Annotated in this window: 28 protein-coding genes and 1 riboswitch; of the genes, 7 read left to right on the top strand and 21 right to left on the bottom strand. The window is 71.5% G+C overall.

From position 1 onward, the window contains the following. Window positions 1–18: 18 nt before the first annotated feature. The 3 genes from PV410_RS18210 to PV410_RS18200 form a co-directional block, all read right to left on the bottom strand. Entirely contained in the window at window positions 19–1,110 is a 1,092-nt protein-coding gene (locus PV410_RS18210; RefSeq protein WP_500325726.1) for a thiamine ABC transporter substrate-binding protein, read from the bottom strand. Then, window positions 1,102–1,206, bottom strand: a riboswitch (TPP riboswitch). It overlaps the preceding gene by 9 nt. 67 nt (window positions 1,207–1,273) lie before the next feature. Beyond that, window positions 1,274–2,380: a dual-specificity RNA methyltransferase RlmN gene (rlmN, locus tag PV410_RS18205; protein WP_500325724.1), complete on the bottom strand. Its 1,107-nt coding sequence runs from the start codon at window positions 2,378–2,380 to the stop codon at window positions 1,274–1,276. Window positions 2,381–2,732: 352 nt separating this feature from the next. After that, complete coding sequence (locus PV410_RS18200; protein WP_500325723.1) at window positions 2,733–3,719, bottom strand: hypothetical protein; 987 nt, start codon at window positions 3,717–3,719, stop codon at window positions 2,733–2,735. Window positions 3,720–4,054: 335 nt separating this feature from the next. Here PV410_RS18200 and PV410_RS18195 point away from each other — a divergent pair, with 335 nt between their 5' ends. Further along, window positions 4,055–4,198, top strand: coding sequence for a DUF5131 family protein (locus tag PV410_RS18195; protein ID WP_500325721.1), 144 nt, complete (start codon window positions 4,055–4,057; stop codon window positions 4,196–4,198). Here PV410_RS18195 and PV410_RS18190 read toward each other — a convergent pair. Next, window positions 4,170–4,499, bottom strand: coding sequence for a CPCC family cysteine-rich protein (locus tag PV410_RS18190; RefSeq protein ID WP_500325866.1), 330 nt, complete (start codon window positions 4,497–4,499; stop codon window positions 4,170–4,172). The two genes, PV410_RS18195 and PV410_RS18190, sit on opposite strands and share 29 nt — an antisense overlap. Before the next feature lie 262 nt (window positions 4,500–4,761). Between PV410_RS18190 and PV410_RS18185 the strand changes: the two genes are divergently transcribed. Beyond that, window positions 4,762–5,259, top strand: a complete 498-nt coding sequence (locus tag PV410_RS18185) for a hypothetical protein (protein WP_500325720.1) — start codon at window positions 4,762–4,764, stop codon at window positions 5,257–5,259. A gap of 425 nt (window positions 5,260–5,684) precedes the next feature. Continuing rightward, entirely contained in the window at window positions 5,685–6,407 is a 723-nt protein-coding gene (locus tag PV410_RS18180) for an SMI1/KNR4 family protein (RefSeq protein WP_500325718.1), read from the top strand. A gap of 55 nt (window positions 6,408–6,462) precedes the next feature. Here the strand turns inward: PV410_RS18180 and PV410_RS18175 are convergent, their stop codons facing one another. Beyond that, entirely contained in the window at window positions 6,463–7,929 is a 1,467-nt protein-coding gene (locus PV410_RS18175) for an APC family permease (RefSeq protein ID WP_500325716.1), read from the bottom strand. A gap of 341 nt (window positions 7,930–8,270) precedes the next feature. On the opposite strand from PV410_RS18175, the gene PV410_RS18170 reads away from it, so the two are divergent. Both PV410_RS18170 and PV410_RS18165 read left to right on the top strand, forming a co-directional pair. Then, window positions 8,271–9,062: a hypothetical protein gene (locus PV410_RS18170; protein WP_500325714.1), complete on the top strand. Its 792-nt coding sequence runs from the start codon at window positions 8,271–8,273 to the stop codon at window positions 9,060–9,062. Window positions 9,063–9,314: 252 nt separating this feature from the next. Beyond that, window positions 9,315–10,712, top strand: a complete 1,398-nt coding sequence (locus PV410_RS18165) for a vanadium-dependent haloperoxidase (RefSeq protein WP_500325712.1) — start codon at window positions 9,315–9,317, stop codon at window positions 10,710–10,712. A gap of 78 nt (window positions 10,713–10,790) precedes the next feature. Here the strand turns inward: PV410_RS18165 and PV410_RS18160 are convergent, their stop codons facing one another. Then, window positions 10,791–11,114, bottom strand: a complete 324-nt coding sequence (locus PV410_RS18160; protein ID WP_500325710.1) for a DUF4253 domain-containing protein — start codon at window positions 11,112–11,114, stop codon at window positions 10,791–10,793. A 560-nt stretch (window positions 11,115–11,674) separates the two neighbouring features. Then, the gene (locus PV410_RS18155; RefSeq protein ID WP_500325708.1) at window positions 11,675–12,040 is read right to left on the bottom strand and encodes a DUF6233 domain-containing protein; all 366 of its coding nucleotides are present in this window, start codon (window positions 12,038–12,040) and stop codon (window positions 11,675–11,677) included. A gap of 178 nt (window positions 12,041–12,218) precedes the next feature. Here PV410_RS18155 and PV410_RS18150 point away from each other — a divergent pair, with 178 nt between their 5' ends. Next, the gene (locus tag PV410_RS18150; protein ID WP_500325706.1) at window positions 12,219–13,058 is read left to right on the top strand and encodes a sulfurtransferase; all 840 of its coding nucleotides are present in this window, start codon (window positions 12,219–12,221) and stop codon (window positions 13,056–13,058) included. A 25-nt stretch (window positions 13,059–13,083) separates the two neighbouring features. Here the strand turns inward: PV410_RS18150 and PV410_RS18145 are convergent, their stop codons facing one another. The 5 genes from PV410_RS18145 to rpsB all read right to left on the bottom strand — a co-directional run bounded on the left by PV410_RS18145 (window position 13,084) and on the right by rpsB (window position 17,695). Further along, entirely contained in the window at window positions 13,084–14,085 is a 1,002-nt protein-coding gene (locus PV410_RS18145; protein WP_500325704.1) for a phosphatidate cytidylyltransferase, read from the bottom strand. Between the two features lie 123 nt (window positions 14,086–14,208). Continuing rightward, the gene (gene frr / locus PV410_RS18140) at window positions 14,209–14,766 is read right to left on the bottom strand and encodes a ribosome recycling factor (RefSeq protein ID WP_319140848.1); all 558 of its coding nucleotides are present in this window, start codon (window positions 14,764–14,766) and stop codon (window positions 14,209–14,211) included. Window positions 14,767–14,900: 134 nt separating this feature from the next. Further along, a complete protein-coding gene (pyrH, locus tag PV410_RS18135) occupies window positions 14,901–15,665 on the bottom strand; it encodes a UMP kinase (protein ID WP_499514239.1) in 765 nt (254 codons plus the stop codon). Between the two features lie 160 nt (window positions 15,666–15,825). Beyond that, window positions 15,826–16,662, bottom strand: a complete 837-nt coding sequence (gene tsf / locus PV410_RS18130) for a translation elongation factor Ts (protein WP_500325702.1) — start codon at window positions 16,660–16,662, stop codon at window positions 15,826–15,828. A gap of 115 nt (window positions 16,663–16,777) precedes the next feature. Beyond that, window positions 16,778–17,695, bottom strand: coding sequence for a 30S ribosomal protein S2 (gene rpsB / locus PV410_RS18125; RefSeq protein ID WP_500325700.1), 918 nt, complete (start codon window positions 17,693–17,695; stop codon window positions 16,778–16,780). A 285-nt stretch (window positions 17,696–17,980) separates the two neighbouring features. Between rpsB and PV410_RS18120 the strand changes: the two genes are divergently transcribed. After that, window positions 17,981–18,628, top strand: a complete 648-nt coding sequence (locus tag PV410_RS18120) for a murein hydrolase activator EnvC family protein (RefSeq protein WP_500325698.1) — start codon at window positions 17,981–17,983, stop codon at window positions 18,626–18,628. Here the strand turns inward: PV410_RS18120 and PV410_RS18115 are convergent. From PV410_RS18115 to lepB (PV410_RS18075), 9 genes are all read right to left on the bottom strand, one after another. Then, window positions 18,597–19,154: a TetR/AcrR family transcriptional regulator gene (locus tag PV410_RS18115; RefSeq protein WP_500325864.1), complete on the bottom strand. Its 558-nt coding sequence runs from the start codon at window positions 19,152–19,154 to the stop codon at window positions 18,597–18,599. The two genes, PV410_RS18120 and PV410_RS18115, sit on opposite strands and share 32 nt — an antisense overlap. A gap of 80 nt (window positions 19,155–19,234) precedes the next feature. Further along, window positions 19,235–20,071, bottom strand: coding sequence for an RNA polymerase sigma factor WhiG (whiG, locus tag PV410_RS18110; RefSeq protein ID WP_500325696.1), 837 nt, complete (start codon window positions 20,069–20,071; stop codon window positions 19,235–19,237). Window positions 20,072–20,236: 165 nt separating this feature from the next. Continuing rightward, the gene (gene dprA / locus PV410_RS18105) at window positions 20,237–21,478 is read right to left on the bottom strand and encodes a DNA-processing protein DprA (RefSeq protein WP_500325694.1); all 1,242 of its coding nucleotides are present in this window, start codon (window positions 21,476–21,478) and stop codon (window positions 20,237–20,239) included. Continuing rightward, the gene (locus PV410_RS18100; RefSeq protein WP_500325692.1) at window positions 21,475–23,085 is read right to left on the bottom strand and encodes a YifB family Mg chelatase-like AAA ATPase; all 1,611 of its coding nucleotides are present in this window, start codon (window positions 23,083–23,085) and stop codon (window positions 21,475–21,477) included. The genes dprA and PV410_RS18100 overlap by 4 nt, the downstream gene beginning before the upstream one ends. Further along, window positions 23,085–23,456 carry a YraN family protein gene (locus tag PV410_RS18095; protein WP_499514232.1) on the bottom strand — a complete coding sequence of 124 codons (372 nt, stop codon included), beginning with the start codon at window positions 23,454–23,456 and terminating at the stop codon, window positions 23,085–23,087. The genes PV410_RS18100 and PV410_RS18095 overlap by 1 nt, the downstream gene beginning before the upstream one ends. 92 nt (window positions 23,457–23,548) lie before the next feature. Further along, complete coding sequence (locus tag PV410_RS18090) at window positions 23,549–23,875, bottom strand: DUF2469 domain-containing protein (protein WP_018562949.1); 327 nt, start codon at window positions 23,873–23,875, stop codon at window positions 23,549–23,551. Window positions 23,876–23,914: 39 nt separating this feature from the next. Beyond that, window positions 23,915–24,394: an NUDIX hydrolase gene (locus PV410_RS18085; protein ID WP_500325690.1), complete on the bottom strand. Its 480-nt coding sequence runs from the start codon at window positions 24,392–24,394 to the stop codon at window positions 23,915–23,917. Window positions 24,395–24,396: 2 nt separating this feature from the next. After that, window positions 24,397–25,161 carry a signal peptidase I gene (lepB, locus tag PV410_RS18080; RefSeq protein ID WP_500325688.1) on the bottom strand — a complete coding sequence of 255 codons (765 nt, stop codon included), beginning with the start codon at window positions 25,159–25,161 and terminating at the stop codon, window positions 24,397–24,399. Between the two features lie 43 nt (window positions 25,162–25,204). Further along, a complete protein-coding gene (lepB, locus tag PV410_RS18075; protein WP_500325863.1) occupies window positions 25,205–25,957 on the bottom strand; it encodes a signal peptidase I in 753 nt (250 codons plus the stop codon). Between the last annotated feature and the right edge of the window lie 13 nt (window positions 25,958–25,970).

The raw sequence follows: 25,970 nt of genomic DNA, 5'->3' as shown, positions 1-25,970 counted from the left end.
TCCCCTCGGCGGTCTTCGTTACTTCAGCACGAGCGAGGACCACGACTTGACCCACTGCTCCCGGTTCCCGGCGATCTTCTCCGGGGCGACGGTGGCCGGTTCGCTGATGACCGGCGCGTACTTGGTGAAGACCTCGGGCAGCTTCGCGTCGTCGCGGACGGGATTGACGAACATGTTGAGCGGCATGTCCTCCTGGAAGGCGCGGCTCAGCAGGAAGTCGACGAGCGCCTTGCCGCCCTCGGTGTTCTTGGCGCCCTTCAGCAGGCCGGCGAACTCCACCTGCCGGAAGCAGGTGCCCCTCGCGACACCGGTCGGCCCCTGCTCGGGCTGCGTCTTCAGACCGAGCACCTCGGCGGGCGGGCTGGAGGCGTACGAGACGACCAGCGGCTTGTCGCCCTTGCCGCCGCCGGCGCCGGAGAAGGTGTCGTAGTACGCCTGCTCCCAGCCGTCGACGACCTGGACGCCGTTGGCCTTGAGCTTCTTCCAGTAGTCCTCCCAGCCCCCGTCGCCGTACTTCGCGGTGGTGGCGAGGAGGAAGGCCAGACCCGGGGAGGAGGTGGCGGCGTTCTCGGTGACCAGCAGGTCCTTGTACTCGGGCTTGACGAGGTCGTCGAAGCTCTCCGGCACGGGAAGCTTGTGCTCGGTGAAGTACTTCCGGTCGTAGTTGACGCAGACGTCGCCAAAGTCGATCGGGGTGACGCGGTGCTCCGCGGCGTCCAGCTGCAGTGCGGCGGGCACCTTGTCGAGGTCCTTGGCCTGGTACGGCTCGAACAGGTCGTTGTCGAGGGCCCGGGACAGCAGCGTGTTGTCGACGCCGAAGAAGACGTCGCCCTGCGGGTTGCCCTTGGACAGCACGGCCTGGTTGACCGCGGCGCCGGCGTCGCCGCCGCGCAGCACCTTGACGGTGTAGCCGGTCTGCTTCGTGAACTCCTTCAGCACGCCCTTCGACGCGGCGAAGGTGTCGTGGCTGACGAGGGTGACGGTCTTGGAGGCGGTGCCGCCCTTGCCCTTGGCGGTGTCCCCGCCGTCGCTGCCGCAGGCGGCGAGCGCGGTCGCGCCGAGCGCGACGACGAGGACGGTGCCGGCCGCACGCCGACGGATGGTGCTCATGTGGTGACTCCCTACGCCGGTATGACCCGGATCAGGTCCGAGGGTCTGCGGCCGTGCCGCACTCTCAGCGCTTTCCGCGCTCCCCTGTCGGATGTTCTTTTGTGTGCTGTGCGTGGCGTCGCGGCGCACGGCCGCAAACGACCGTCACCCTAGCAAGCGCAGATCAGCGCTCGGAAGCCGCCAGCTGCCCGCAGGCGCCGTCGATCTCCTGCCCCCGGGTGTCCCGGACGGTCACCGGCACGCCGTGCGCCTCAAGCGCCGCGACGAACGCCCGCTCGTCCTCGGGCCGCGAGGCCGTCCACTTCGAGCCGGGGGTCGGGTTGAGCGGGATCAGGTTGACGTGCACGCGGCGACGCTTGAGCAGCCGGCCCAGCAGGTCCGCCCGCCACGCCTGGTCGTTGATGTCCCGGATCAGCGCGTACTCGATCGAGATCCGGCGCCCTGACACGTCCGCGTAGTGCCACGCGGCGTCCAGCACCTCGCGCACCTTCCAGCGGGTGTTCACCGGCACCAGGGTGTCGCGCAGCTCGTCGTCGGGCGCGTGCAGCGACACCGCGAGACGGCACTTGAAGCCCTCGTCGGCAAAGCGCAGCATCGCCGGGACCAGGCCCACCGTCGACACGGTGATGCCCCGCTGGGACAGCCCCAGCCCGTCCGGCTCCGGATCGGTCAGCCGGCGGATGGCGCCGACGACACGCTTGTAGTTCGCGAGCGGCTCGCCCATGCCCATGAACACGATGTTCGACAGCCGCGCCGGGCCGCCCGGGATCTCCCCGTCCCGCAGCGAGCGCATGCCCGCCACGATCTGGTGCACGATCTCCCCGGTCGACAGGTTCCGGTCCAGCCCGGCCTGGCCGGTGGCGCAGAACGGGCAGTTCATGCCGCAGCCCGCCTGGGAGCTGATGCACATCGTCACCCGGTCCGGGTAGCGCATCAGCACCGACTCGACCAGGGTGCCGTCGAACAGCCGCCACAGCGTCTTGCGCGTGGTGTCGTTGTCCGTGCTGCTGTGCCGCACCACCGACATCAGGTCCGGCAGCAGCCCCTCCGCCAGCTTCCCCCGCGCCGCCGCCGGGATGTCCGTCCACGCGGCGGGGTCATCGGCGTAGCGCGCGAAGTAGTGCTGCGACAGCTGCTTGGCGCGGAACGGCTTCTCCCCCAGCTCCGCGACCGCCTCCCGGCGCTCCTCGGGCGAAAGATCGGCAAGGTGCCGCGGCGGCTTCTTGACTCCGCGCGGCGCGACGAATGTGAGTTCTCCGGGTGCAGGCATGGTTCATCCAGTGTCGCAGATCGATCCGGCGCCCCCAGGTCGGATGGGTGAGGCCCCCGTCACCCTCCAGCGCCCTCTGTTGTCGCCGGCCGACCTTGCACGGCCCGGAGACGGCCCAGCCTTGCGCGCCCATCGCCGGGGAGCACCTGCATCGGGAGGCGCGAGTGAGCCTTTTCGAGCTACCTGACATCCACACCTCCCCCTAGCAGGTGCAACGGGCGTCTCTTCGCCCCCCAGTTGGCACCAAATCCGCATCGTTGATGACACTTGCCCACCACGGCGGTCCGACGTTGGACCGGCTCCCCTCTGGCGTGTTTGGGCTGTCCGGGGAGACAAGGTCAGTCCGCGCTCCCTACCCCTCCCAGTGCTCGGCGTAGAACGTGGGCTCGCTGACGGCGGCGTCTCCAGCCCTCACCGTGTCCAGGGCCAGGTTGACCCCGGACGGGGTCATCGCACCGCTGGGGCTGAAGCACAGGCCCAGGTCGTGGTCCTCGACATGCCGGAGGATGGCCGCTCCGAGAGAGGAGGGCGCCGCACCGACCAGGGGGATGTCGGCATACAGGACCTGCGGCCCGGTGCGCCCGTACGCGGTCACGGCGCCCAGCCGCGGAACGCCGTCCGGGTTCGTCCAGTAGTGCGCGCTCACACCGGCATTCTCGAAGCGGTCCTCGTGCAGATTCCACAGCCCGTCCGTGGCGTAGAGCCAGAAGGGGAAGTAGCCGATCCGACCCGCCGGGACCTCGCCGCCCAGGGCGTCCGCCACCTGGGGCGGGCTCATCCCGAAGCGGAGCGGGCCCACCCGCTCCAGCGGCACCCAGTCCCAATGCGGACGGTCACGTCCGGGGGTCACCGGCCAGGCCCCGGGGTTTCGTCCCCGGCCGGTGACGTCGCGCCAGTGCATCACCGGCGTTGTCGCGTAGGGGTCGTGCGCGAGCTCGGGCCCGACGAGCAGCACTGAGGTGATCACCCTGTCCTTCTGCACCGGATAGCCCTCGGCGGACAGCTCGCCATCGGGTTCGGTGCCCATGGACACCCCCCAGGCCGCGATCTCCGGGTCCCCACTCCAGTTCACCCGCACCGCGGCCTCTTCCCGGCGGGCAAGGTCGTGGATCTCAGCACGCACCTCGGACGGAACTCGACCGATCAGTTCCACCTCACCGACCCGGACCAGGGGGCCTTGGAAAGCGTTGACGGCCACGGCGACCAGGCTCGTCCCTCGCGCGTACATGCAGTTCAGGCCCATCCCCGGGTACTCAACCCGCAACGTGCCATCGGCCGCGACCCAGGTGGCGCCGTCGCGCGGCCCGCCCAGGGCGGCCTTCACCTCGCCGGAATCCATCCCAAACCGCAGTGGCCCCACCCCGACCAGTGGATCAAGCACCCACTGCTCCCGACGCTCCGGCGTCCCATTCCACCAGCCCACCCCAGCCCCCTTTCACCACTGCGGGGCACGCCCCGCCGATCATGAATGGGAGCCTAAAGGCCACAGTGACACCCCTGTCTGCGGCTGTTCGGCTTGAGTGGCGGACAGGCCGCAGGCTCCGGCTTGTCGGCGTCCTGCTCGGTTTGGTGGCAACCGGCTCGACCAAATACCGTCGTTCGCGCGTTCGAATATGGCGGCGTACGTACGGGTTGGCCACTGCAATGGCTTCGTAGGCACGAGGGAGGGGAGCGGTGAGCGACCGCAGTGTTATCCAGTGGACTGAGGCGACCTGGAACCCGACGACGGAATGCGACCGGGTGTCAACTGGCTGTGATCAGGACTATGCTCTCACCCTGGCCAAGTCCGCTAGGGGGTGTACCCCTGGTCGCGCATGAGCTGCTGGGCGGCAGTCCACCACAGCCCTTCACCGCCGACCGTGACTGACGCGGGTTTCTCCGTCCCGAGGTTTGCGATGTGGTCTGCGTACTCCTGGCGGGCGTCGGTCAGGCTCAACGAGCCGTTCGGTCCGCCCCACACCTCGTCCGCGTTGAGGTCGTCCTGGCCGTCGTCCTCCCATCCGCACTCCTCGCAGATCTCCCAGCGGCACCGCGACTCCAGGGTCAGCAGGTGACAGCAAGGGCAGGCATATGGCCCCTCACCGGGCGGACATGCCTCCAGCAGTTCTTGTGGTGTCATCACGTCGCGAGCGTGGCATGGATCGGGAGCTTGGAGAAGGGATCGCAGTCTCAGGCCCCGAAACGCAAAGCGATCCGGAGGTGTTGGTCGTCTTTGTGCGACCTCGGACGGCCGATCCCTAGACCTCCGTCAGCCGGGCCCTCTCGCCAGTTCGGCCCTACACGATTCCGACGCCTCGCCGTCAGGCCTCGGCCACGACCGGCGGAAGCGGTTCCATGGCGGCCGGCGGGGCTTGAACAAGACCGCTTGGCATCATGCCCGTATGCACTTTGATCTCCTCCCGCCGCTCGGCGTCGGTCCGCTGCAGATCGGCATGCCCCGGGAAGCAGCGAATGCGGCGCTGGACTCGCTCCGCGATCACTCTGCACTCTCCGAGTCCGACCGCCCAGGGCAACACATCTTTCGCCCCAGCGGCCTCATGATCAGCATGGAGTGCATGCAGGGCACCCTGCAGGCCATCGAGTTGGGGAGACCCCTGGCGCAGACCGACCGAGTGACGTTCCGAGACCTGGACGTCTTCGCGCTCCCTGCACGCGAAGTAATCGAGCACATGCGCGAGTACGCCACCGTTGACCCGGATCCGGACGATCCGGCGTCCTTCCTTGCTCCTGACCTGCTCCTGGGCTTCTGGCGCCCATTCGCTGCCGACGATGAGCCAGAAGAGGAGCAGGGTTACTACTTCAGCTCCGTGCTCTTGGCGAAACCCGGCTACTACGACACCCCCGCCCAGGCGGCGGAGCGAAGCAAACAGAACCAGTAGCGGACCGGGTCGTCCATGCCGGGAGCCAGAGCAGTTTCACCTCTCCTTGATCGACTCGTCCCATCTCTGGTCGGCGACCGAGGAACGCGGCCAGGCGTGCCGTTCAGTCGCCTGAGTGGCCCCAGAGGTAGATCTCCTGAGGGACGCCCTCGTCGTCGTGCAGCACTGCGCACCGTCCGACCCACCGCGACCGGGGGAAGACGTCGAAATCCTTGACGTGTGCACGGCCGTCACAGGTTCCACGGTGCTGTACTCCGGGGTCTCGTCAGGCCCTATGACCCGGAAGATGTCCAGGATCGAGTGCGTGCCGGCCTCCTGGACCAGCTCGTCGGCCAGCCCCTTCCCGTTTCCCTTGGACCGCGGAAGCCAGCACCCGGCTCCGACATTCAGGCCCAGGTGGGAACCCGGACGGTAGCGTATGCGTCATGTCCGGTGCTCTCGACGTGGCGGTGGCGCTGCGAGGCGGGGTGACCAGCCGCTCCCAGGCCTGGGACTTCGTGCGCCTGTTCGCCGACGAGTGGACGGGACGCCCCTTGCGTCCCGAGGACGGCTGCACCGCCGCCGAACTGGATGCCGCCGAGGCCGAATTGGGCTTCGAGCTTCCCGCCGCCCTGCGGGAGGGCTACGCGCTGCTCGGCCGCCGCGACGACCTGACCAGGCAGCAGGATCCACTGGTCCCGCCGATGGGTCTGCATGTGGACGACGGCTTCGGCGGCGTCCTCGTCTTCCGCGCAGAGAACCAGGACTGCGCGTCATGGGGCATCCCACTGGACCGGGTCGAGCAGGACGATCCGCCCGTGGTGGTGGAGTCGCACGAGGGGTGGGTCCCGTTCCTCGACCGCATGTCCGTGGCCTGGGTGGAGCTGGTGCTGAGCGAGTCGCTGCTCGGGGCAGGAAGCCTTTACGGCGCCTGCGAGTTGCCGGACGCTCTCCTGCCGAACCTCGCGGCGCGCTACACGCGGGTCGACCTGCCCGACCACCCGATGTGGGCCGCCACGGAGGACTCACCCCTGCGCTGGTACGCGGCCCCGGGCCGCCTGCTGCGCCGCGACGGGGTGCTCGACCGGTGCTGGCTCCACGCGCACGGACGCACGACCGGGGATCTCAAGCGGATCCGCGACGACCTGCCGGCCCGATGGGAAGCCTGACCGCTGGTTCCGTGATCGTGCCGTCAGCGGCCCCGGCCGCCGCGTTCGCGGCAGCTCAGTGCTTGAAGACGTCGACCCCGCCGGGCTCGGCCTCCAGTGACCGGCGGTCGAAGACCAGCATGCCGAGGAAGAACAGCCCGCCGAGGACGAGCAGGCCCACCACGATCACCAGGGGCACCAGCGCCTCGCGCGGTGTCACCAGGGCGATGAGCGCGACGACCGTCCAAGCCAGGGCGGCGAGGGCGACAGGCAGCTCGAGGCGTCCCAGGTCGAAGGCGCCCTTGCGGCGGCCCAGGCGCCGGCGTACCGCCAGGTAGAGGACGATCGTCGAGCCGTAGATGAGCGCCGGGAGGATCGTCGACGCCGTGATGAGCTCCAGCAGTGCGGCGCCCGGCAGCGCCACCATCAGGACGACCCCCATGGCGAGGATGAGCACGGTGGCCGGGATCGGGGTGTGCGTAAGCGGGTTGACCCGTCGCATGATCCGGTGCGCGGGGAAGCGCCCGTCGCGCGACATCGCGAAGATGATCCGCGAGCACGCCACCATCACCACCATCCCCGCCCCGAAGAAGGCGAAGGTGATCGCGACCAGCAGCGTCCGTTCCGTCACCGGGCCGAGCTGGTCCCGCATGATCGTGGCGACCGGGGAGCCGTCGCGGCTGATCCGCGGAATGTCCTCGATGGCCACGGTGAGCGTGATCAGGAAGAGCATGCCCAGCAGCCCCGCCGCCACGACCGAACCGACGATCGCTCGGGGGACGCTGCGGTAGGGGTCCTTGGCCTCCTCGGCGAGGTTCGCCGCGGAGTCGAAGCCGACGAGCGTGGCCAGGCCCATGATCATCGCGATCATGAGCCCGCCGCCGACGGTGAAGTAGTGCGGGGCGCCCTCGGTGATGCCGCGCGACGTGAGGTTGCCGACCGCGCCGTTCCCCGTGACCGCCGCGGCGACGACGAGCGCGACCGCCATCACCACGACGAGCGCCAGCTCCAGCCCGACCGCCGCGCTGTTGACCAGGCTGACGAGGCGGGTGGACGCCACCGCGAGCACGGCCTGGACGAGCAGCACCACGAGCGTGATGACGCGGGCCGTGTCCTCGTCCGGCCTCATGCCGGCGAGCGGCATGAACGCCTGGCTCGCGAGGGCGTTGTCGATGGCGACCACGGCGATCGACAGGTAGCAGAACGTCAGCCAGCCGAATCCCCACCCTACCTTCGGGTTCGCCAGCCGTGAGGCCCACTGGTACGAGGAGCCGCTGAGGGCGATGCGTCCCGCGAGCTGAGCCACCACCAGGGCCACCAGGGACTGCCCGACCGCGACGAGGATCCACAGCCAGATGCCGACGGGGCCCGCGTTCTGCAGCACGTCGTCGTAGGTGGAGAAGATGCCGACGGCCACGGAGATGAACGCGAACGAGATCGCGAAGACCTGGAAGGAGCCGAGGGTACGTTTCAGTTCCTGCCGGTATCCCCCCTCCTCGACCGACCTCTCGCCGGCCGACTCGTCCGTCGGGGCTTCCGCCACCTCAGCCACCTCGTCCTCGCTCGGGATCCTTCCGGGCCACACCCGTTTTCCACATATATGTCATGAATGCTTCCTGGCCTGCACCTTGAGGCTCCCGGGGCCGCCCGCACCCCGCGAACGTTGGCCAGTGCTGTACGGCTCACGCACGGTCAGGGTCTGTCCAGGCGCGGGGCGTCGATCGGGTGAGCGCGGCCCGGCGGCCGGGAACGGGCTGCGCCACTGGGATGACCTTGGCGCCGGACGCCGGTGGGCGCGGGTACGGATCCCGTCGACAGGGGCCCGAGCCGTGCCGGAAGGCCCTCCGGTTCGGTGCCGGCCAGAGATCGACGAGGAGTGTCTCCATGCGTCCTGCAGACAGGACCCCTCCGCCCTCCAGGCGGTCCCTTCGACGGTTCGGACGGCTCGTCGGCACGGTGGTGCCGGCGGCCCTGATCGCCACCGCGATATCCGCGACCTCCCTGACGACGGCTCAGGCCGCCGACACGAACGACGCGGCCTCGCCCGGGTCGCCGGCGTCGAACTTCCCGTGGCCCGATCCATATGACGACTACCCGTACCCCGACGGAGATCTCGACCCCGGTCCCGGTCCCGGACTCGGCATCGGTCCCGGACTCGGCCTCAGCCCTCTGCTCGGCTCCGGTTCTCTCCTCGACACCGACCCCCTCCTCGGCCCCGGTCGCGGGCCCCTCCTCGACACCACCGGCAACGGCCCGGTCCTCGACCCGGCCGGTCCCCTCCTCGGCCCCGGGCGCGGGCCCTTCCTGGCCCCCTACCCCGGCCCCGGCAGGCTCTCGGGGTGTGACATCGACTCCACCGGCGTGGCCAACACGACCAACCGCGACTTCTCCGTCGCCGTGATCCGCGGCCGGACGTTCATCGGTCAGCGCGACACCGTCCCGGTGGGCGGCACCTACACCTGGCAGGACCTCAGTGCGCTCCCCGGGTACCCCGGCACCGGGGTGTGCGGCGCGAGCGTGAGCACCTCCTCGGTATCGGAACTGTCGGTCAAGGTCATCACCTTCCGCGGGGACGTGGCGGAGAGCCGCTGCACCATCACCGGTGCCCTGCCGGTCTGCAGTGCCTGGAGCCCGCTGCCGGGCACCTTCCAGCCGCCCCCGGTCGCCATCCCCTGACCGGCCCGGGTCGACGGCCCGTCGCAGTGTGCGCCCGCCGAACGACGGGCACCGGTGTGGCCGGTCGTACGAGAGGCCGTCAGCCCAGGGTGGGTCCCGCCTGTGAGGCGGCGGACGGGAACCGGCCGCGCACCTGACGGGCCAGGCGGCCGTCACGCCCGGCCATGGGTAGGAACCACGTCGATGTGGCCCGAACCGGAACGGAATTCCCTCCGGTCCGGCTCGGGCCCGATGTCGACGAGGAGTCTCCCCATGAGTGCTGCAGACAGGACCGCGCCGCCCTCCGGGCGGCTCTCGCGGTGGTACGGACGGCTCACCGGCATGGTCGTGTCCGCGGCCCTCGCCGCCACCGCGGTGTCGGCCGGCGCCCTCGCCCCGGCCCAGGCCGCGGGCAAGGGCCGGGAGCCCGCGGCCGATCCGGCCGCGATACGTGAGTGGAACGCCATCGCCACGGACGTCATCGGCACCAGCCTGGGCCCGACCCGGCCCTCGGGGCAGGCCGTCGTCTGGCACGGGTTCGTCTCGGTCGCCGTCTACAACGCCGTGGTCGGCATCGAGGGCCGCTACGCACCCTACAAGTGGCACGCCCGCGGGCCCGCCGGCGCGTCGCCGGAGGCGGCGGCAGTGACCGCCGCACACCACGTCCTGCTCTCCGACTTCCCCGCGTCCCGCACATTGCTCGACACCGCGTACGCCGATTCGCTCGCCCGGATCCCCGACGGCAACGCCAAGCGGCAGGGTGTGGCCTTCGGGGCGCGCGCCGCCGACCGCGTCATCCAACTACGGCAAGGCGACGGCCGGTTCGCGGCGGTGGACTTCACCACCCCGCCGACTCCGGGCGTCTGGCGGCCCACGCTGCCCGGGAACCTCCCGTTCATCGACACCTGGCTCGCCCGGCTGCGGCCGCTGCTGCTCGCCTCACCGTCCCAGTTCCGGCCCGGGCCGCCGCCCGCCCTGACCTCGGCCCGCTACGCCCGGGACGTGAACGAGGTGAGGACCATGGGCGCACGGACGGGCTCGCCCCGCACCGCGCCGCAGACCGAGACCGCCCTGTTCTTCGGGGGCAACCTGGCCGTGCAGCTCCAGGCCGCGTTCCGCGACCACAGCGCCCGCCACGGCCTGGACATCGCCGACACGGCCCGGCTGTTCGCCGCGGCGAACTCCGCCGCGACCGACGCCGTCATCACCGCGTGGGACGCCAAGCTCCACTACGGATCCTGGCGGCCGATCACGGCCGTCCAACTGGCCGGAACCGACGGCAACCCGGCGACCGAGCCGGATCCGCTGTGGCAGCCGCTGCTCGTCACGCCACCTCACCCCGACCACATCAGCGGGCACGCCGCGGTCGCCGGCGCCGTGGCCCAGACCCTGACGGGGCTCCTCGGCACGACTCGCATCGACCTCACCTTCACGTCCGACGCCACGGGCACCACACGGCACTACGACGACGCCGTGCAGCTCAACCAGGACATGATCGACGCCCGTGTGTGGGCCGGCATCCACACCCGGACGGCAGACACCGCAGGCTGCCTCGCGGGAGCCCGCGTCGGCCTCTGGGCCCTCACGCACTACTTCCAGCCCCTCCGCCCGGCGCACCCCGACGCCTCCCGGCCGATCCCGCGCACATGCCCGGAGACCGAGACGAGCTGACCCGCTCCCACCGTCGCGTGCCCTCCCGCCCGGCACCCGGGGAGGGCACGCGGTCGCGAGCGCGCCGGGCCGGCCCGGTCAGTCCCACCAGAAGCCCCACATCTGCTTGCCCAGGAGCTCGTGGGCCGCGAAGGTACGCAGGGTGTCGTGATCACCCGCCTGGGTGATGGTGTCCGGCGAGAAGGCGAAGTGCTCCGCCGCCACGGCGAGCGCCTCGGCCATGGTGGTCGGCGGTGCGGCCACCGAGGCGACCAGGCGTTCACGGTCGAGCGCCAGCAGGCGTATGCCGAAGCGGTCCTCCCACGACCGCAGCACCGTGCACAGCTCCTCGACGTCGGACGACCACAGGTCCGGCAGCCCGCGCTCGTCGGCGAGGGAGGGTACGTCCGCGCTGCGGGACACCCCACGCGTCGCCCTCGCTTACCTCCTCGTCGTCCGCCAGCTCGGCGAGGACCTTGGCGGCGAGTTCGTCGGGATCGGTCCGAGGGCCGGCCGGGGGCGCCGCCGACCCCGGCCACCGGGGCCCGAAGGGCGCGATCAGTTCCTCGAACAGCTCGGGTTCGCCGAAGGCCTCGACGACCATCGCCCGGCCCGGATGATCCTGCCCTGCCTCGGCGAGTGCCTCCTCGGCGTACTCCTCCCACCGCTCACCGAGGATCTGTTCCACCGTCCGGTGACCGCTCATCACTTCCCCCGCTCTCCCCGCCCTGGACACGCGCACGCGCCGACGGCCTCCCTTCCGGAGCGACGGCACGTACACAGTGTGCGCGCAGGGTGTGACAATGCCGTTGCCGGAACCGTGGATTCCGCCACAGCCCGGGTGATCTTGCGTGGGTGGACCCGGCGGATGGCCGTCCTGCTCCGAGCGGTTCGGGGCGCCGGACCGGCTCGGGCGGGTGCCGCGCAGCGACTTGACTGACCGTCACGTCGGGCCACTCGGGACGCGGACGCGGTCCTGGATCTCACGGGGTGCGCTCCGATTCCGGGTGGCAGATCTCGCACGGCGCGACGTCCGGCATGCCGAGGGCGACCTCGAACTCCTGGCGGTTCAGCCGCCCACCCCCGGGCACGCGGCAGTCGTCGCGATGAAGGACGCCCCGCCCCGCACCGCCGCGCGGATCGGGCACGCTCTGCAGCCGCCAGGCGGAGGTGCGACCGCGCTTCCCGCCCCGAGTCCGCGGAACGGCGTCATCTCCGGCCTCCGCCCCGGCCGCCACCAGGGAACCGGATTCCGCCTCCTGGATCTTGGCGTCGACTGCGGCGATCTGCATCTGCAGATAGAGGCGTATCACCCGCAGGCGCTGCGGATCCGGAGGAAGCTCGTACACACGTTCGAGTGTAAGCGGCGGACCGACCGCCGACCAGCGTCACGGGCCACCGCACCGTGCGACCGACGTCACGACGAGCGGCGACAGCGCAGGTCAGGGAGGGGTGTCGGGCGCAGCGGCAGACCGCCGCACGCAGGGCCGGCTTCCCGGCCCGGCCGGGCTGCGCCAGGATGGGCCGGTGAACACGATCATCAGCGCCGCGGAGCTCGCCACCGCCCTGCGCGACGGTACCGCCCCCGTGCTCCTGGACGTCCGCTACGAGCGCGGAGGCCCGTCCGGGCACGCGGCGTACGAGGCAGGTCACATCGCGGGCGCGGTGTACGTCGACCTGGAGGCGGAACTCGTCGGGCCGGCGGGCCCGGCCGGCCGGCATCCACTGCCGGACGCCGGGGTGTTCGCGGCGGCGATGCGGCGGGCCGGGGTGCGCAGGGGCAGCCGGGTCGTCGTCCACGACGGCGGCCAGGGCTGGGCCGCGGCACGGGCCTGGTGGACGCTGCGATGGGCGGGCCACGACGACGTACGCGTGCTGGACGGCGGACTGCCCGCCTGGACGGCCGGCGGCGGCGGACTGACCACACAGGCCACCGCACCGGACCCCGGCGACTTCGAGGCCGTACCGGGCGCGCTGCCGGTGCTGAGCGCCGACGACGCTGCGGCGCTGGCCCGTACGGGGGTGCTGCTGGACGCGCGGGCGGCCGAGCGCTACCGGGGCGAGGTCGAGCCGCTGGATCCGGTGGGCGGTCACATCCCGGGGGCCGTGTCGGCTCCGACGTCCGGGAACGTCACCGCCGACGGCACCTTCCGTCCCGCCCGCGAACTGGCCGGCCGTTTCGCCGCCCTGGGGGTCACGGCGGACGGCGGCAGGGTCGGCGTGTACTGCGGTTCGGGGGTCTCGGCCGCGCAGCAGGTGCTGGCCCTGGCCGTCGCAGGGATCGACGCCGCGCTGTACGTCGGCTCGTGGAGCGAGTGGAGCGCGGACCCCGCCCGGCCCGTGGCGACGGGGTCGCAGCCGGGCTGAGCTGCTGACGGCCGGCTTGCGGGGGTCAGCCCGAGCCGACGAAGACGACCAGCAGCAGCCACACCACGGGGGCGGTCGGCAGCAGCGAGTCGAGGCGGTCCATGATGCCGCCGTGGCCGGGCAGCAGCTTGCCCATGTCCTTGATGCCGAGGTCCCGTTTGATCATGGACTCGCCGAGGTCGCCGAGGGTCGCGCTGGCGGCCACCGCGAGGCCCAGCAGCAGACCCTGCCACCACCGGCCGTCGTCGATCAGGAACTGCATGGACAGGGCCCCCGCCGCCATCGCGAAGGCGATCGCGCCGACCAGGCCCTCACGGGTCTTGCCGGGGCTGATGCGGGGAGCGAGCTTGTGCGTGCCGAAGCGCCAACCGACGGCGTAGGCACCGGTGTCGCTGATCACCGTGAGCAGCAGGAAGACGAAGACCCGCCACGGGCCGTCGCCCGCCGCGAGCATCATCACCACGAACGTGGCAAGGAACGGCACGTAGAAGGCGGCGAACACGCCCGCCGTGACGTCGCGGAGGTAGTTCTCCGGAGGCTCCGTCATGCGCCACACCAGTACGGCGAGCGCGGTGAGCGCCATCGCCACCCACGCGCCCTCGGCACCGCGCACGTAGCCCGCGACGACCATGGCGGCGCCGCCGACGGCGAGCGGCACCAGGGGAGCCCGGATCTCCTTGCGCTCGGCCAGGCGCGAGGTGAGCTCCCACAGGCCCACCACGACCGCTGCGGCGACGACGCCCACGAAGACAGCCTTGACGATGAAGAGCGAGGCGATGATGACGACCCCGAGGCCGACACCCACGCCTATCGCGGCGCGCAGGTTGCGCCCCGCGCTCTTCTTCGCCCGGCCGCCGTTCCCACCCGCTGCCGAGGGCTGCGGCACGGAACGGTCGGGCCGGGCGGAGTGCCGCTCCGGTTCGGGGGCGTCGTCGCGGAACAAGGGGCCGCCCATCCGGGTGGCCCCTTCATCCTCGCCTCCCCAGGAACCGGCATGTGGCGAGGGCCCCCAAGAAGAGTCGTTCACGGAGTTTCGCCTCGCGTTTTCGTCCGGTCCGGGTCGGTCGGATGGGTGGGTGGGTGGGTGGGTGGATGAGTCGCTCAGCCGCGGGCCTGCGGCGCCGAGGGTCCGGTCCGGCGGTGTGCCGGATCAGACCTCCAGCAGCTCGGCTTCCTTGTGCTTGAGCAGCTCGTCGACCTGCGCCACGTACTTGTGGGTCGTGTCGTCGAGCTCCTTCTCCGCGCGGCGCACCTCGTCCTCGCCCGTCTCGCCGTCCTTGACGAGCTTGTCGAGGGTCTCCTTGGCCTTGCGGCGCACGCTGCGGATCGAGATCCGCGCGTCCTCCGCCTTGCCGCGGGCGACCTTGATGTACTCCTTGCGCCGCTCCTCGGTGAGCTGCGGGAAGACCACCCGGATGATACGGCCGTCGTTGGTCGGGTTGACGCCCAGGTCCGAATCCCGGATCGCCTGCTCGATGTTGCGCAGCGCCGAGTTGTCGAACGGGGTGATCACGGCCATCCGCGCCTCGGGCACCGCGAAGGAGGCGAGCTGGTTGATCGGGGTCGGGGCACCGTAGTAGTCCGCCACGATCTTGTTGAACATCGCCGGGTGGGCGCGGCCGGTGCGGATCGCGGCGAAGTCCTCCTTGGCGACGACGACGGCCTTCTCCATCTTCTCCTCGGCTTCGAGGAGGGTCTCTTCAATCACCATGTGCTCCTGGTATTCAGAAGGCAGAGCCTCGGCCCTTGCGCGCGTCTTTCCTGCACGGTGTCCGACCGGCAGCGTCTTGTCCATCCCCGTTCCGGGCGGATCGCAGGCCGGATTGCGGCCGGCGCCGTCCGTCAGCGGGCGCCCGTGTCGTTGACGAGCGTGCCGATCTTCTCACCCTTCACGGCCCGCGCGATGTTGCCCTCCGCGAGCAGCTCGAAGACGAGGATCGGGAGCTTGTTGTCCTGGCACAGCGTGATCGCCGTCAGGTCCGCGACGCGCAGGTCGCGGGCGATGACGTCGGCGTACTCCAGGGCGTCGAACATCACCGCGTCGGGGTTCGAGCGGGGGTCGGCGTCGTAGACCCCGTCGACCCCGTTCTTGCCCATCAGCAGCGCCTCGGCGTGGATCTCCAGGGCGCGCTGCGCGGCGGTGGTGTCGGTGGAGAAGTACGGCATGCCCATACCGGCGCCGAAGATCACCACGCGGCCCTTCTCCAGGTGGCGCACGGCGCGCAGCGGGATGTAGGGCTCGGCGACCTGGCCCATGGTGATCGCCGTCTGCACCCGCGACTGGATGCCCTCCTTCTCCAGGAAGTCCTGGAGGGCGAGGCAGTTCATGACCGTGCCGAGCATGCCCATGTAGTCGGAGCGGGCCCGGTCCATGCCGCGCTGCTGGAGTTCGGCACCGCGGAAGAAGTTGCCTCCGCCGATGACGACGGCGATCTCGTAGCCATCGCGGACGACGGCGGCGATCTCGCGGGCCATCGTGTGCACGACGTCGGGGTCGACTCCGAGTCCCCCTCCGCCGGCGAAGGCCTCGCCGGAGAGCTTGAGCAGGTACCGGCCCTTGTGGGTGCTGCCGGTGGCGGTGGGTGCCTTGTCGGCGTCCTGTTCCATGGAGATCTCCTCGTGCACGTACGAAGAAGGCCATTGCCGAGGGTCCGTGATGGTTCCCTGTGGGCAATGGCCTCCTCGTCACAACTGCGGCCTGCCGGTGAGCGGCCGGCTGCGTACGACCCTAGCGGGGCCGTCGGTCAATCGCTTGCGCGGTGGTCGCTCAGACGCCGACGCGGAAGCGGGCGAAGCGCTTGAGCGAGACGCCGGCCTCGTCCAGGACCTTCTGGACGGTCTTCTTGTTGTCCTTGGCGAAGGCCTGCTCGAGAACGACGTTCTCCTTGAAGAAGCCGTTGACGCGACCCTCGACGATCTTCGTCAGGGCGGCCTCGGGCTTGCCCTCCTCGCGGGCGGTGGCCTCGGCGACGCGACGCTCGTTCTCGACGGTCTCGGCGGGCACCTCCTCGCGGGACAGGAAGGTGGGGGCGAAGGCGGCGATGTGCTGCGCGACGTCCTTGGCGACCTGGGCGTCGGCCTTGTCCAGCTCGACCAGGACACCGACCTGCGGGGGCAGGTCCGGGCTGGTGCGGTGCAGGTAGGAGGCGACGTAGCCGTCGGTGAACTGGGCGAAGCGGTCCAGGACGATCTTCTCGCCGAGGGTGGCGTTGGCCTCGTCGACGAAGGCCTGGACGGTCTGGCCGTCCTTGATCTCGGAGGCGAGCAGCGCCTCCAGGTCGGCCGGCTTGCTGGCGGCGACGTGGGCGGCGAGGGCGTCGGCGGCGGCGATGAACTTGTCGCCCTTGGCGACGAAGTCGGTCTCGCACTTGAGCTCGACGAGGACACCCTCGCTGTTGTCACCGGCGATCAGGGACACGACGGCGCCGTTGGAGGCGGAGCGGCCCTCGCGCTTGGTGACGCCCTTCTGGCCCTTGACGCGGAGGATCTCGACGGCCTTGTCCAGGTCGCCCTCGGCCTCCTCGAGCGCCTTCTTGCAGTCCATCATGCCCGCGGCGGTCAGCTCGCGGAGCTTCTTGACGTCGGCGGCGGTGAAGTTCGCCATGGTCTGTCAGTCTCTTCTCGGAAGTCGGTGGATCCGGTGAGCGGTGGTTCTACGGACGAACGGCGGGGGCCGGAGCCCCCGCCGTCCTCACACGCATCGGAAGGCGGGCTGAGGCTCAGGCCTGCTCGGCGTCGGCGGCGGGCGCCTCGGCGGTCTCGGCAGCCGGCGCGGCCTCGGCGGCGGGCGCCTCAGCGGCCTCGGCGGCAGGCGCCTCAGCGGCCTCGGCAGCCGGAGCAGCCTCGGCGGCGGTCTCCTCGGCCTTCGCCTTGTCGCCCTCGAGCAGCTCGCGCTCCCAGGCGGCCAGCGGCTCGCCCTCGGCCTTGTCACCGGCGGTGGCGGCACCGGAGCGGGCGATGAGGCCCTCGGCGACGGCGTCGGCGATCACACGGGTCAGCAGGGTGACGGAGCGGATCGCGTCGTCGTTGCCCGGGATCTTGTAGTCGACCTCGTCGGGGTCGCAGTTGGTGTCGAGGATCGCGACGACCGGGATGCGGAGCTTGCGCGCCTCACCGACGGCGATGTGCTCCTTCTTGGTGTCCACGATCCAGACGGCGCTCGGCACCTTCTGCATCTCGCGGATGCCGCCCAGGGTCTTCTCCAGCTTCTCCTTCTCACGGGAGAGGACCAGGAGCTCCTTCTTGGTGAGGCCGGAGGCGGCCACGTCCTCGAAGTCGATCTCCTCGAGCTCCTTCAGGCGCTGCAGGCGCTTGTAGACGGTCGAGAAGTTGGTGAGCATGCCGCCCAGCCAGCGCTGGTTCACGTAGGGCATGCCGACGCGGGTCGCCTGCTCGGCGATGGCCTCCTGGGCCTGCTTCTTCGTACCGACGAAGAGGATGGTGCCGCCGTGTGCGACGGTCTCCTTGACGAACTCGTAGGCGCGGTCGATGTACGACAGCGACTGGAGCAGGTCGATGATGTAGATGCCGTTGCGCTCGGTGAAGATGAAGCGCTTCATCTTCGGGTTCCAGCGGCGGGTCTGGTGCCCGAAGTGGACGCCGCTCTCCAGCAGCTCCCGCATCGTGACGACGGCCATGGCCGTACTCCTAGGGGTACTCGGTTTTCGCGGTCGCCGGACGGCGGCCGCGCCTGACGCCCCGAACGCGCCGTGCCACGAGGGACCGAGGAGCGCGTCCACCGCTCGCTGTAGGGCGGTGGCGGGGCGTGCGAAGTCGACCCGGTGACCCGGATCGCCATGGAAAGTGTACGGGACCGCCGGAGCGGCGGGCGACAGCGTGCCTGGGGGCGGGGGCCGTACGAGGTTGTCCACAGGCCGCTTCCATGATCATCCGGCGACGGCGGAACACGTCACCGTTGGACCATGAGGACATACGCGGTGGTGGTGTTGGCGGTACTGACGTGGCTCGGGGGGCTCGTGCACCCGGTGGGGGCCGCTGCCCGGACGCCGGTCGTCCCGGCCGGCGGGGGCACGGACCGGGCCTGGCCGGTGGATCCGTCCGGCGGGGGCCGGCGACCGGTCGTGGAGCGGGGGTTCGATCCGCCCGCAGTGCCGTGGGCGGCGGGGCACCGCGGGGTGGACCTGCGCGCGGGGCCCGGCGCACCGGTGCGCGCGGCGGCGCCCGGCAGGGTGTCGTACGCCGGTCAGGTGGCGGGGCGCGGGGTCGTGGCGATCGAGCTCGCCGGCGGGCTGCGCATCACGTACCAGCCGGTGCGGGCCTCGGTCGCGGTGGGCGACGAGGTCGGAGCGGGGCAGGAGGTGGGGGTGCTCTCGGAAGGCCCGTGGCACTGCCCCGGCGGCTGCCTGCACTGGGGGCTGCTGCGCGGGGAGGTCTACCTCGACCCGCTGTCGCTGCTGCCGGACGGGATGCTGCGCGGCGGGCCATCGCGACTCCTGCCGGTCTTCGGGGTGCCCTTGCCGGAAGGGGTGGCCGGAACGGTGGCCGGTGCGATCGAGGCGTTCGGGAAGGTCCCGCCGGTCAGCCCAGGACGCCGCGCAGGGCCATGGTGACGGCCGCGTCGGCGATGGCGTCCGGCTCCTCGGCGGCGCCGAGCTCGATCCGGCGGACCGCGGAGTCGACGATGCCCTGGAGCAGCATCGCGGTGAGCCTCGGCTCATGGTGGCCGAGCCCGGCGAGCGCCTCGACGACCATGGCGACCAGACCACCGTGGGCGGCGCGGATCTTCTCACGGGCGCCCGAGTCGAGTTCGCCCGCGGAGATCGCGACCACGGCCCGGTGCCGGCGGTCACCGACGAGCGTGAGCTGGCTGCGGACGTACGCCTCGATCTTGGCTTCGGCGGTGGGGGCGGCCTCCATGGCCGCCTCGACCTCGGCCGCCCAGACGGGGAAGTCGACGGCGCACAGCTCCTCGACGACTGCGGCCCGGGAGCGGAAGTACTCGTAGACGGAGGACCGGGCGAGCCCGGTGCGCTCCGCGAGGGCGGGGAAGGTCAGGGCCTCCGTCCCGCCTTCGGAGAGCAGACTGCGCGCGGCGTCCAGCAGGGCGTCACGCTGCATCGACCGGTGCTCGGCCACCGAGGCCGCTCGAATCTTGGGCACCTCACCACTGTACGGAAGCGGCGCTGTCATCGGGCGCACCCGTGGGCAAAGCGGCGTCAACGGCCGACGTCGGCCAGTTTCGCGCGCAATTGCAGAACGGATTTGGTGTGGATCTGGCTGACCCTGCTCTCGGTGACCCCGAGCACCTGGCCGATCTCCGCGAGGGTGAGCCCCTCGTAGTAGTAGAGGGTGACCACGGTCTTCTCGCGCTCGGGCAGCGTGTTGACGGCGCGGGCCAGCAGGCGGCGCAGCTCGCGGTCCTCGGCGACCTCGACGGGGTTGTCGGCGCCGGTGTCCTCCAGGGTGTCGACCAGGGTGAGCCGGTCGCCGCCGTCGGTGCCCGCGTGGAGCAGTTCCTCCAGGGCGACGACGTTGGCCAGGGAGAGCTGGCTGAAGACACCGTGCAGCTCCTCCAGGGCGATGCCCATCTCGGCGGCGACCTCGGACTCGGTCGGGGTGCGCCGCAGGGAGGCCTCGAGGGTGGCGTAGGCGCGCTCCACCGCGCGGGCCTTCTGGCGCACCGAGCGCGGGATCCAGTCCAGGGCGCGCAGCTCGTCGATCATGGCCCCGCGGATCCTGGTGATCGCGTAGGTCTCGAACTTGATCGCGCGCTCTGGGTCGAACTTCTCGATGGCGTCGATGAGCCCGAAGACCCCGGAGGAGACGAAGTCCGCCTGTTCCACGTTGGCCGGCAGGCCGACGCTCACGCGTCCCGCGACGTACTTCACCAGGGGTGAGTAGTGCAGGATCAGCTGCTCGCGCAGGCGTGCGTCCCCCGTGGACTTGTAGGTCCGCCACAGCGCGTCGAGCGAGGTGGGGGCGGGCGGCCGGGGGTTTCCGGTGACGGCGGTCGCCGCCGTGCTGCCTTCGTGCCCGGGAGTGTGCCGGTGCATGCGTCGATCTGAGCCGTTCTGCGTGACCTGAGGGACGGGCGGGACTCGAACCTCCTTGAGCGTAGCGTGACCATACCGTCGCTCAGGGCGACGTTCGGGCGTCCCCATAACCTCGCCATCCAGGGGGTCCCAGGTCAAGAACCGTCCTGTCACCTGATGGTGTGTTCACCGGGAGAGCGTGTCGGCTTGGCCACCTCCCTCTGCCGTGGGAGCCGTGGGAGCCGCCTCACGGCCTTGCGACAACTTCCAGCGCGGGCCGTCCCGTTCGACGAAACCGAGGGCGTGCAGCTCATGGAGCCTGGTCAGGGTGTCGTCGGGGGTGCTCGCGGCGGCGACCGCGAGCTCCGCTACGCCGGCCCCGCCCCGGGCGGGCAGGGCCTCCAGGACCCGGGCGGCCGCGGACGGGAGCAGATCCCGCGGCAGGACCGGCCCGCGGCGCTCGGGCGCGAGGTCCTCGCCGATGCGGCCGACGAGTTCGATGACGTCGGCGGCGCCGGTGACCAGGACCCCCTCGGCGCGCAGCAGCTCGTGGACCCCTTGGGACAGCGCCGAGGTGCAGGGTCCCGGCACGCCCATGACGAAACGGCCCAGCTTGCGGGCCCGGCGGGCGGTGATCAGGGAGCCGCTGCGGTACTGGGCCTCGATGACGACGGTGCCCCGGGTGAGGGCGGCGATCACGCGGTTGCGGAGCACGAAGCGGCTGCGGGTGGGATGCGATCCGGGTGGCAATTCACCGATGAGCAGCCCCTGTTCGGCGATGCGTCCGATCAACTCGGCATGACCCGGCGGATACGGCACGTCCACTCCGGAGGCGACGACCCCCACGGTCGCCCCCGTCACGGACAGCGCTCCCCGGTGCGCGGCGCCGTCGACGCCGTAGGCGGCCCCGGAGACGGTGACCCAGCCGGCCTCCGCCAGGTCGGCGCCGAGGGACGCCGCCATGTGGGAGCCGTAGTCGGTGCAGGCGCGGGCGCCTACGACGGCGACCGACCGCAGCGCCCACATCCGCAGCGAGGCCCCGCCGCGCACCCACAGTCCGTACGGGCGCTCGCCGCCCAGGTCGTCGAGCTGCCGCGGCCAGTCCGGGTCACCGGGGCACACGAAACGGGCCCCCATGGCCCGGGCCGCCGTCAGATCCCGCTCCGGCCGGGTCCGGCGGGCCCGCAGGGCGTATCCGGCCGCCCGCTGCTCGCCCGCCCCGGGCAGCTCTTCACCGGCGGTGAGGGCCCGTACGGTCTCGACGGGGCCGAGCTCCCGCAGCCAGGCGTCGACGAGTCCGTCGCCGGGATCGGCGATCCGCGTCACGGCAGCGCGGGCCAGACGCTCCTCGGGCGTCGGTGGCGGCTCCTCCTCCAAGTCCGGCCCGGCGTCCCCGTCCGTGCCCGTGCCGGGCGGCATCTGCGTCATCGCGCGGCCCCCGTCGCCGCCGCCATGCCGCGGCGCACACCGGTGCGCAGCTCCAGGGCGCGCTCCATGTCGACGCCGTCGGGCCGGTCACGGCCCGCGAGGTCGGCGACCGTCCAGGCCACGCGCAGGACCCGGTCGAGTCCCCGCGCGGTGAGGAGCCCGCGCTCCATGTCCCGCTCCGCGGAGCGCAGGGCTCCGGGCGCCATGGCCCAGCGGGTGCGCAACTCATGGCCGGGGACCTCGCTGTTGAGCCGCCACGGGGTGTCCGCGTACCGGGCGGCGGCGCGCTCGCGGGCCTCCCGCACCCGCGTGGCGACCACCGCGGTGGACTCCGCGGAGCCGGCGCCCCCGATCAGCTCGGAGCGGCTGACGGCTTCCACCTCGACCCGCACATCAACCCTGTCCAGGAGGGGCCCCGAGAGCCGCCCCTGGTAGCGGCGGATCATGCTCGGCGTGCAGTCGCACGTCCCGCCGGGTGAGCCGTACCGCCCGCAGGGACAGGGGTTGGCGGCGAGGACGAGCAGGAATCGCGCGGGAAGGCGGACGACTCCGGCCGCCCTGGCGATCACCACGTGGCCGGACTCCAGGGGCTGACGCAGCGCGTCGAGGGCCTGACCATTGAATTCGGGTGCTTCGTCCAGAAAAAGCACACCTTTGTGGGAGAGCGAGACGGCACCCGGCCGCGGCAGCCCGTTTCCGCCGCCGACCAGGGACTGCATGGTCGCCGAGTGGTGCGGCGCGCAGTACGGCGGCTGGTCCACCATGTGCCGGCCCGGCGGCAGCATCCCGGCGACCGAGTGGACGGCGGTGACCTCCACCGCCTCCTGCCGGGTGAGCGGCGGCAGCAGCCCGGGCAGCCGCTCGGCCAGCATCGTCTTGCCAGCGCCCGGCGGCCCCTTCAGATAGATGTGGTGACCGCCGGCGGCCGCGACCTCCAGGGCGGTCCTGGCGGTGCCCTGCCCTGCGACCTCGGCCAGATCCGGGGTGCCGGTGTCGGCGAGCCCCGTGCCGTGGCCGGCGCCCGGCAGGGTCAGGCCGGCCAGCATCGGGTCCGGCCTCCCGTCGGCGGGCTCCTCGTCCTCCTCCGGGGCGAGCTCGTCGTTGAGCAGTGCGATCAGCTGCCGCAGGCTGCGGACCCCGAGCACGGAGACCCCCGGTACGAGCGAGGCCTCGGCGACCGTGCGCTCGGGGACCACGACGTGGCGGTACCCGGCGTCGGCGGCGGCGAGGACCGCGGGCAGCACCCCGCGGACCGGGCGGACCCGGCCGTCGAGGCCGAGCTCGCCGATCATCATCAGGTCGGCGATGTCGCGCGGGGCGACGCGGTCGTTCGCGGCGAGGACGGCGCACGCGACCGCCAGGTCGAAGCCGCTGCCACCCTTGGGGACGGAGGCCGGGCTGAGGCCGACGGTGAGCTTCTTCTGCGGCCAGGTCTCGCCACTGTTCACGATGGCGGCGCGGACCCGGTCGCGGCTCTCGCTCAGGCTCTTGTCCGGCAGCCCCACCAGCGTGAACGCCGCCACCCCCGCCTCCAGGTCCGCCTGGACCTCGACGACGACGCCCTCCACACCCAGCAGCGCCACCGAACACGTCCGGGCGAAGCCCATCACTCCACCCCCCGCACGTGCTCGACGCGGGCGGCGCCCCGGGGCGGCAGCACCACACCGACCACGTCGATCCGCACCCCGCCCGGCGGCGGTCCGCCGTGGTCGGCGAGCCAGCATTCGGCGAGCAGCCGCAGCCGCTCCGCCTTGCGCGGGGTGACGGCGGCCATCGGGTGCTCACCGCAGGACTCCGCGCGCGACTTCACCTCGCACACCACGAGCGCGTCGCCGTCCGCCGCCACGATGTCGATCTCGCCGTGCCGTTCGCGGTGCCTGCACCGCCAGTTCCGCTCCAGCACGGTCATCCCGGCCTCGGTCAGAGACCGTGCCGCCAGTTCCTCGCCGTAGCGTCCGAAAGCTCCTCGGGCGTTCATCGGTACCACCTCCGTCACTCACTGTGAGGGAAGTGGTGCCCGAGAGATGATCTTGATCGGGGCCTGTGGACAACCCGCCGGCCCCGGCCGGCTCAGCCGTTGAAGCCGGAGTCGTCCGAGGGCAGGTCGAGGTCCGCCTTGTTCAGCTCCTCGATGTTCACGTCCTTGAACGTCAGCACGCGCACCTGCTTCACGAAGCGCGCCGGCCGGTACATGTCCCACACCCACGCGTCGGCCATGGAGACCTCGAAGAACACCTCGCCCTGGACCGAGTGCACCTGCATCTCGTAGTCGTTGGTGAGGTAGAAACGACGCTCCGTCTCGATCACGTACTTGAACAGGCCGACGACATCCCGGTACTCCCTGTAGAGCTTCAGCTCCATCTCGGTCTCGTACTTCTCGAGGTCCTCGGCGCTCATGGCATGTTCCCCTTCAGCCGTACGTCCCCCCATTGTGCGTCAGTCACGCTCCGTCCCCAGGTGAATCGGGGACAATGGGGGACCTTCGTCGAGCAATGCGCGCAGCAGCTCGGCGAGCCTGGTCGGGTACACCGTCTCATGCGAGGCGAGCAGTTCCTCACAGGTCCACCATCGCAGGCCGTCGACGCTGCGCTGCTCCAGCTCGGTGAGACCGGCCGTGTGCACCCGGACGTCGTCGGTGCGGGCCAGGTAGTACCACTCGTCCTGCTCCCAGCGCCGGCCGTCGAAGTCGAAGGCGCACGAGCGCTCCCACAGCACCGGCCCGAGCAGGGCCGTGGTGATCCCGGTCTCCTCCGCGAGCTCGCGGCGCGCCGCGACGTCCAGGCTCTCGCCCTCCTCGACACCGCCGCCCGGGGTGAACCACCAGGTGACGGACGGGTCGTCCGGCTCGTACCCGTGGAGCAGCAGGATCCGGTCGGAGGGGTCCAGGAGGACGACCCGGGCCGCGCGCCGTCGCATCGTTATCGCGCCGCCCTCCGCCGCCGGGCCCGGTCCGCAACCGGGCCGTAGGCCGCACCAGCGAAGATCAGGACCACGCCGGCCGCGAGCGCCACGCCCACCGTGCGCAGCGGCCCGGGGCCGGAGGGCCCGTCGCCCGGCAGTGCGGCGAACGCGCCGGTCCTGGCGACCACGCCCGCGCGGCCGAGCGGCCAGGCCACACCGTCGACCCGCGCGGACACCGTGCTGCGCGGCACGGAGCCGTTGTCGGCGTCGCCGAGGCGGAAGCGGGAGTCCTCGGACGTCGCCCGGTTGTCGCCCATCATGAACAGGTTGTCCCGGGGAACGGTGGCCGAGAAGGAGGTCGGCGACGCCGGGCCCTCGGGGTCGAGCCGGAACGGCTCGTCGACCGGCTTGCCGTCGACCGTGAGCCGTCCCTGCTTGTCGCAGCAGGCCACCTTGTCACCGCCGACCGCCACGACCCGCTTCACCATGGGGACGTCGCCCCACAGCGGGTCGGTGAAGACCACGATGTCCCCGCGCCGCACATCGGAGCCGTCGATCCGCTGGGCGAGGATCTTGTCGCCCGCGTCGACGGTCGGGGTCATGGATCCGGTGGGGACGGTGTACGGCTGGTAGACCAGCGCACCCCAGACGAAACCGCCGAGGAACAGCACGCAGCCGAGGGCGACGGCCAGACCGGAGACTATCCGTCCGGTCCGCCCGCCGCCCTGTTCGCCTGCTCGCCCCGTCGCCGTCCGCGTGCCCGTGCGTGTGCTCGTGCTCATGCGTCCGCACCCTACCCGGCGGTACGGACCGAGGGCAGCCCTCTCACCCGGCCCGGTTGATCAGACGGCGCCGCCGCCACAGCACCAGCGGGACCGCACCGGCCAGTCCGCCCGCGGCCGGCAGACCCGCGGCCGGCAGACCTGCGGCCGCCGCGTTGATGCCGGGCTGGTCGAAGGTGCTGGGCACGGGGAGGGTGGACCAGTTGCTGATCGGCCAGGCCACGACGACCGCGCGGCCGACGACCTCGTCCACGGAGACCGTGCCGTTGCCCGGCAGGTTCTGGTGGTAACGGGAGTCCAGGGAGTCCTGCCGGTGGTCGCCCATCACCCAGATGCGGCCGTCCGGGACCTTGATCGGGCCGAAGGGACGGTCACCGCAGGGGGTGTTCCCCGGGTAGATGTACGGCTCGTCCAGCGCCTTGCCGTTCACCTTGACCGGGCCGGTGCCCTTGCACTCCACCGTGTCCCCGCCGACCGCGATGACCCGCTTGATCAGGTCCTTCTCCTCCGCGGACGGCATGAGGCCGACGAAGCTCAGACCCTTCTGGATCGCGTTCGTCACCGGGTTGGTGTCCACCGGGACGGTCTCGCCGAGCCAGCCGCCCGGGTCGTGGAAGACGACGACCTCGCCGCGCTCGGGCTCGGAGCCGAACCAGGGCGTGAGCTTGTCGACCAGGACCCGGTCGCCGATCCTCAGGGTGTTCTCCATCGACGCCGAGGGGATGGAGAACGCCTGCAGCAGGAAGGTCTTGATCAGCCAGGCCAGCGCGAGCGCGATGACGATCAGCAGCGGCAGTTCCTTCCAGAAC

The sequence above is a fragment of the Streptomyces sp. PA03-5A genome (assembly GCF_033792725.1).
Lineage (GTDB): Bacteria > Actinomycetota > Actinomycetes > Streptomycetales > Streptomycetaceae > Actinacidiphila.
The sequence above is the reverse complement of the archived record's forward strand: the minus strand, read 5'-3'. Positions and strand labels throughout refer to the sequence as shown.

Excerpts from the sequence above, each read along its gene's own strand:
- PV410_RS18210 (WP_500325726.1), bottom strand. The coding sequence starts at position 1,110 with ATGAGCACCATCCGTCGGCGTGCGGCCGGCACCGTCCTCGTCGTCGCG.
- rlmN (WP_500325724.1), bottom strand. The coding sequence starts at position 2,380 with ATGCCTGCACCCGGAGAACTCACATTCGTCGCGCCGCGCGGAGTCAAG.
- PV410_RS18200 (WP_500325723.1), bottom strand. The coding sequence starts at position 3,719 with ATGGATTCCGGCGAGGTGAAGGCCGCCCTGGGCGGGCCGCGCGACGGC.
- PV410_RS18190 (WP_500325866.1), bottom strand. The coding sequence starts at position 4,499 with ATGACACCACAAGAACTGCTGGAGGCATGTCCGCCCGGTGAGGGGCCA.
- PV410_RS18185 (WP_500325720.1), top strand. The coding sequence starts at position 4,762 with ATGCACTTTGATCTCCTCCCGCCGCTCGGCGTCGGTCCGCTGCAGATC.
- PV410_RS18180 (WP_500325718.1), top strand. The coding sequence starts at position 5,685 with ATGTCCGGTGCTCTCGACGTGGCGGTGGCGCTGCGAGGCGGGGTGACC.
- PV410_RS18170 (WP_500325714.1), top strand. The coding sequence starts at position 8,271 with ATGCGTCCTGCAGACAGGACCCCTCCGCCCTCCAGGCGGTCCCTTCGA.
- PV410_RS18165 (WP_500325712.1), top strand. The coding sequence starts at position 9,315 with ATGAGTGCTGCAGACAGGACCGCGCCGCCCTCCGGGCGGCTCTCGCGG.
- pyrH (WP_499514239.1), bottom strand. The coding sequence starts at position 15,665 with ATGGAACAGGACGCCGACAAGGCACCCACCGCCACCGGCAGCACCCAC.
- tsf (WP_500325702.1), bottom strand. The coding sequence starts at position 16,662 with ATGGCGAACTTCACCGCCGCCGACGTCAAGAAGCTCCGCGAGCTGACC.
- rpsB (WP_500325700.1), bottom strand. The coding sequence starts at position 17,695 with ATGGCCGTCGTCACGATGCGGGAGCTGCTGGAGAGCGGCGTCCACTTC.
- PV410_RS18120 (WP_500325698.1), top strand. The coding sequence starts at position 17,981 with ATGAGGACATACGCGGTGGTGGTGTTGGCGGTACTGACGTGGCTCGGG.
- whiG (WP_500325696.1), bottom strand. The coding sequence starts at position 20,071 with ATGCACCGGCACACTCCCGGGCACGAAGGCAGCACGGCGGCGACCGCC.
- dprA (WP_500325694.1), bottom strand. The coding sequence starts at position 21,478 with ATGACGCAGATGCCGCCCGGCACGGGCACGGACGGGGACGCCGGGCCG.
- PV410_RS18100 (WP_500325692.1), bottom strand. The coding sequence starts at position 23,085 with ATGGGCTTCGCCCGGACGTGTTCGGTGGCGCTGCTGGGTGTGGAGGGC.
- PV410_RS18095 (WP_499514232.1), bottom strand. The coding sequence starts at position 23,456 with ATGAACGCCCGAGGAGCTTTCGGACGCTACGGCGAGGAACTGGCGGCA.
- PV410_RS18090 (WP_018562949.1), bottom strand. The coding sequence starts at position 23,875 with ATGAGCGCCGAGGACCTCGAGAAGTACGAGACCGAGATGGAGCTGAAG.
- PV410_RS18085 (WP_500325690.1), bottom strand. The coding sequence starts at position 24,394 with ATGCGACGGCGCGCGGCCCGGGTCGTCCTCCTGGACCCCTCCGACCGG.
- lepB (WP_500325688.1), bottom strand. The coding sequence starts at position 25,161 with ATGAGCACGAGCACACGCACGGGCACGCGGACGGCGACGGGGCGAGCA.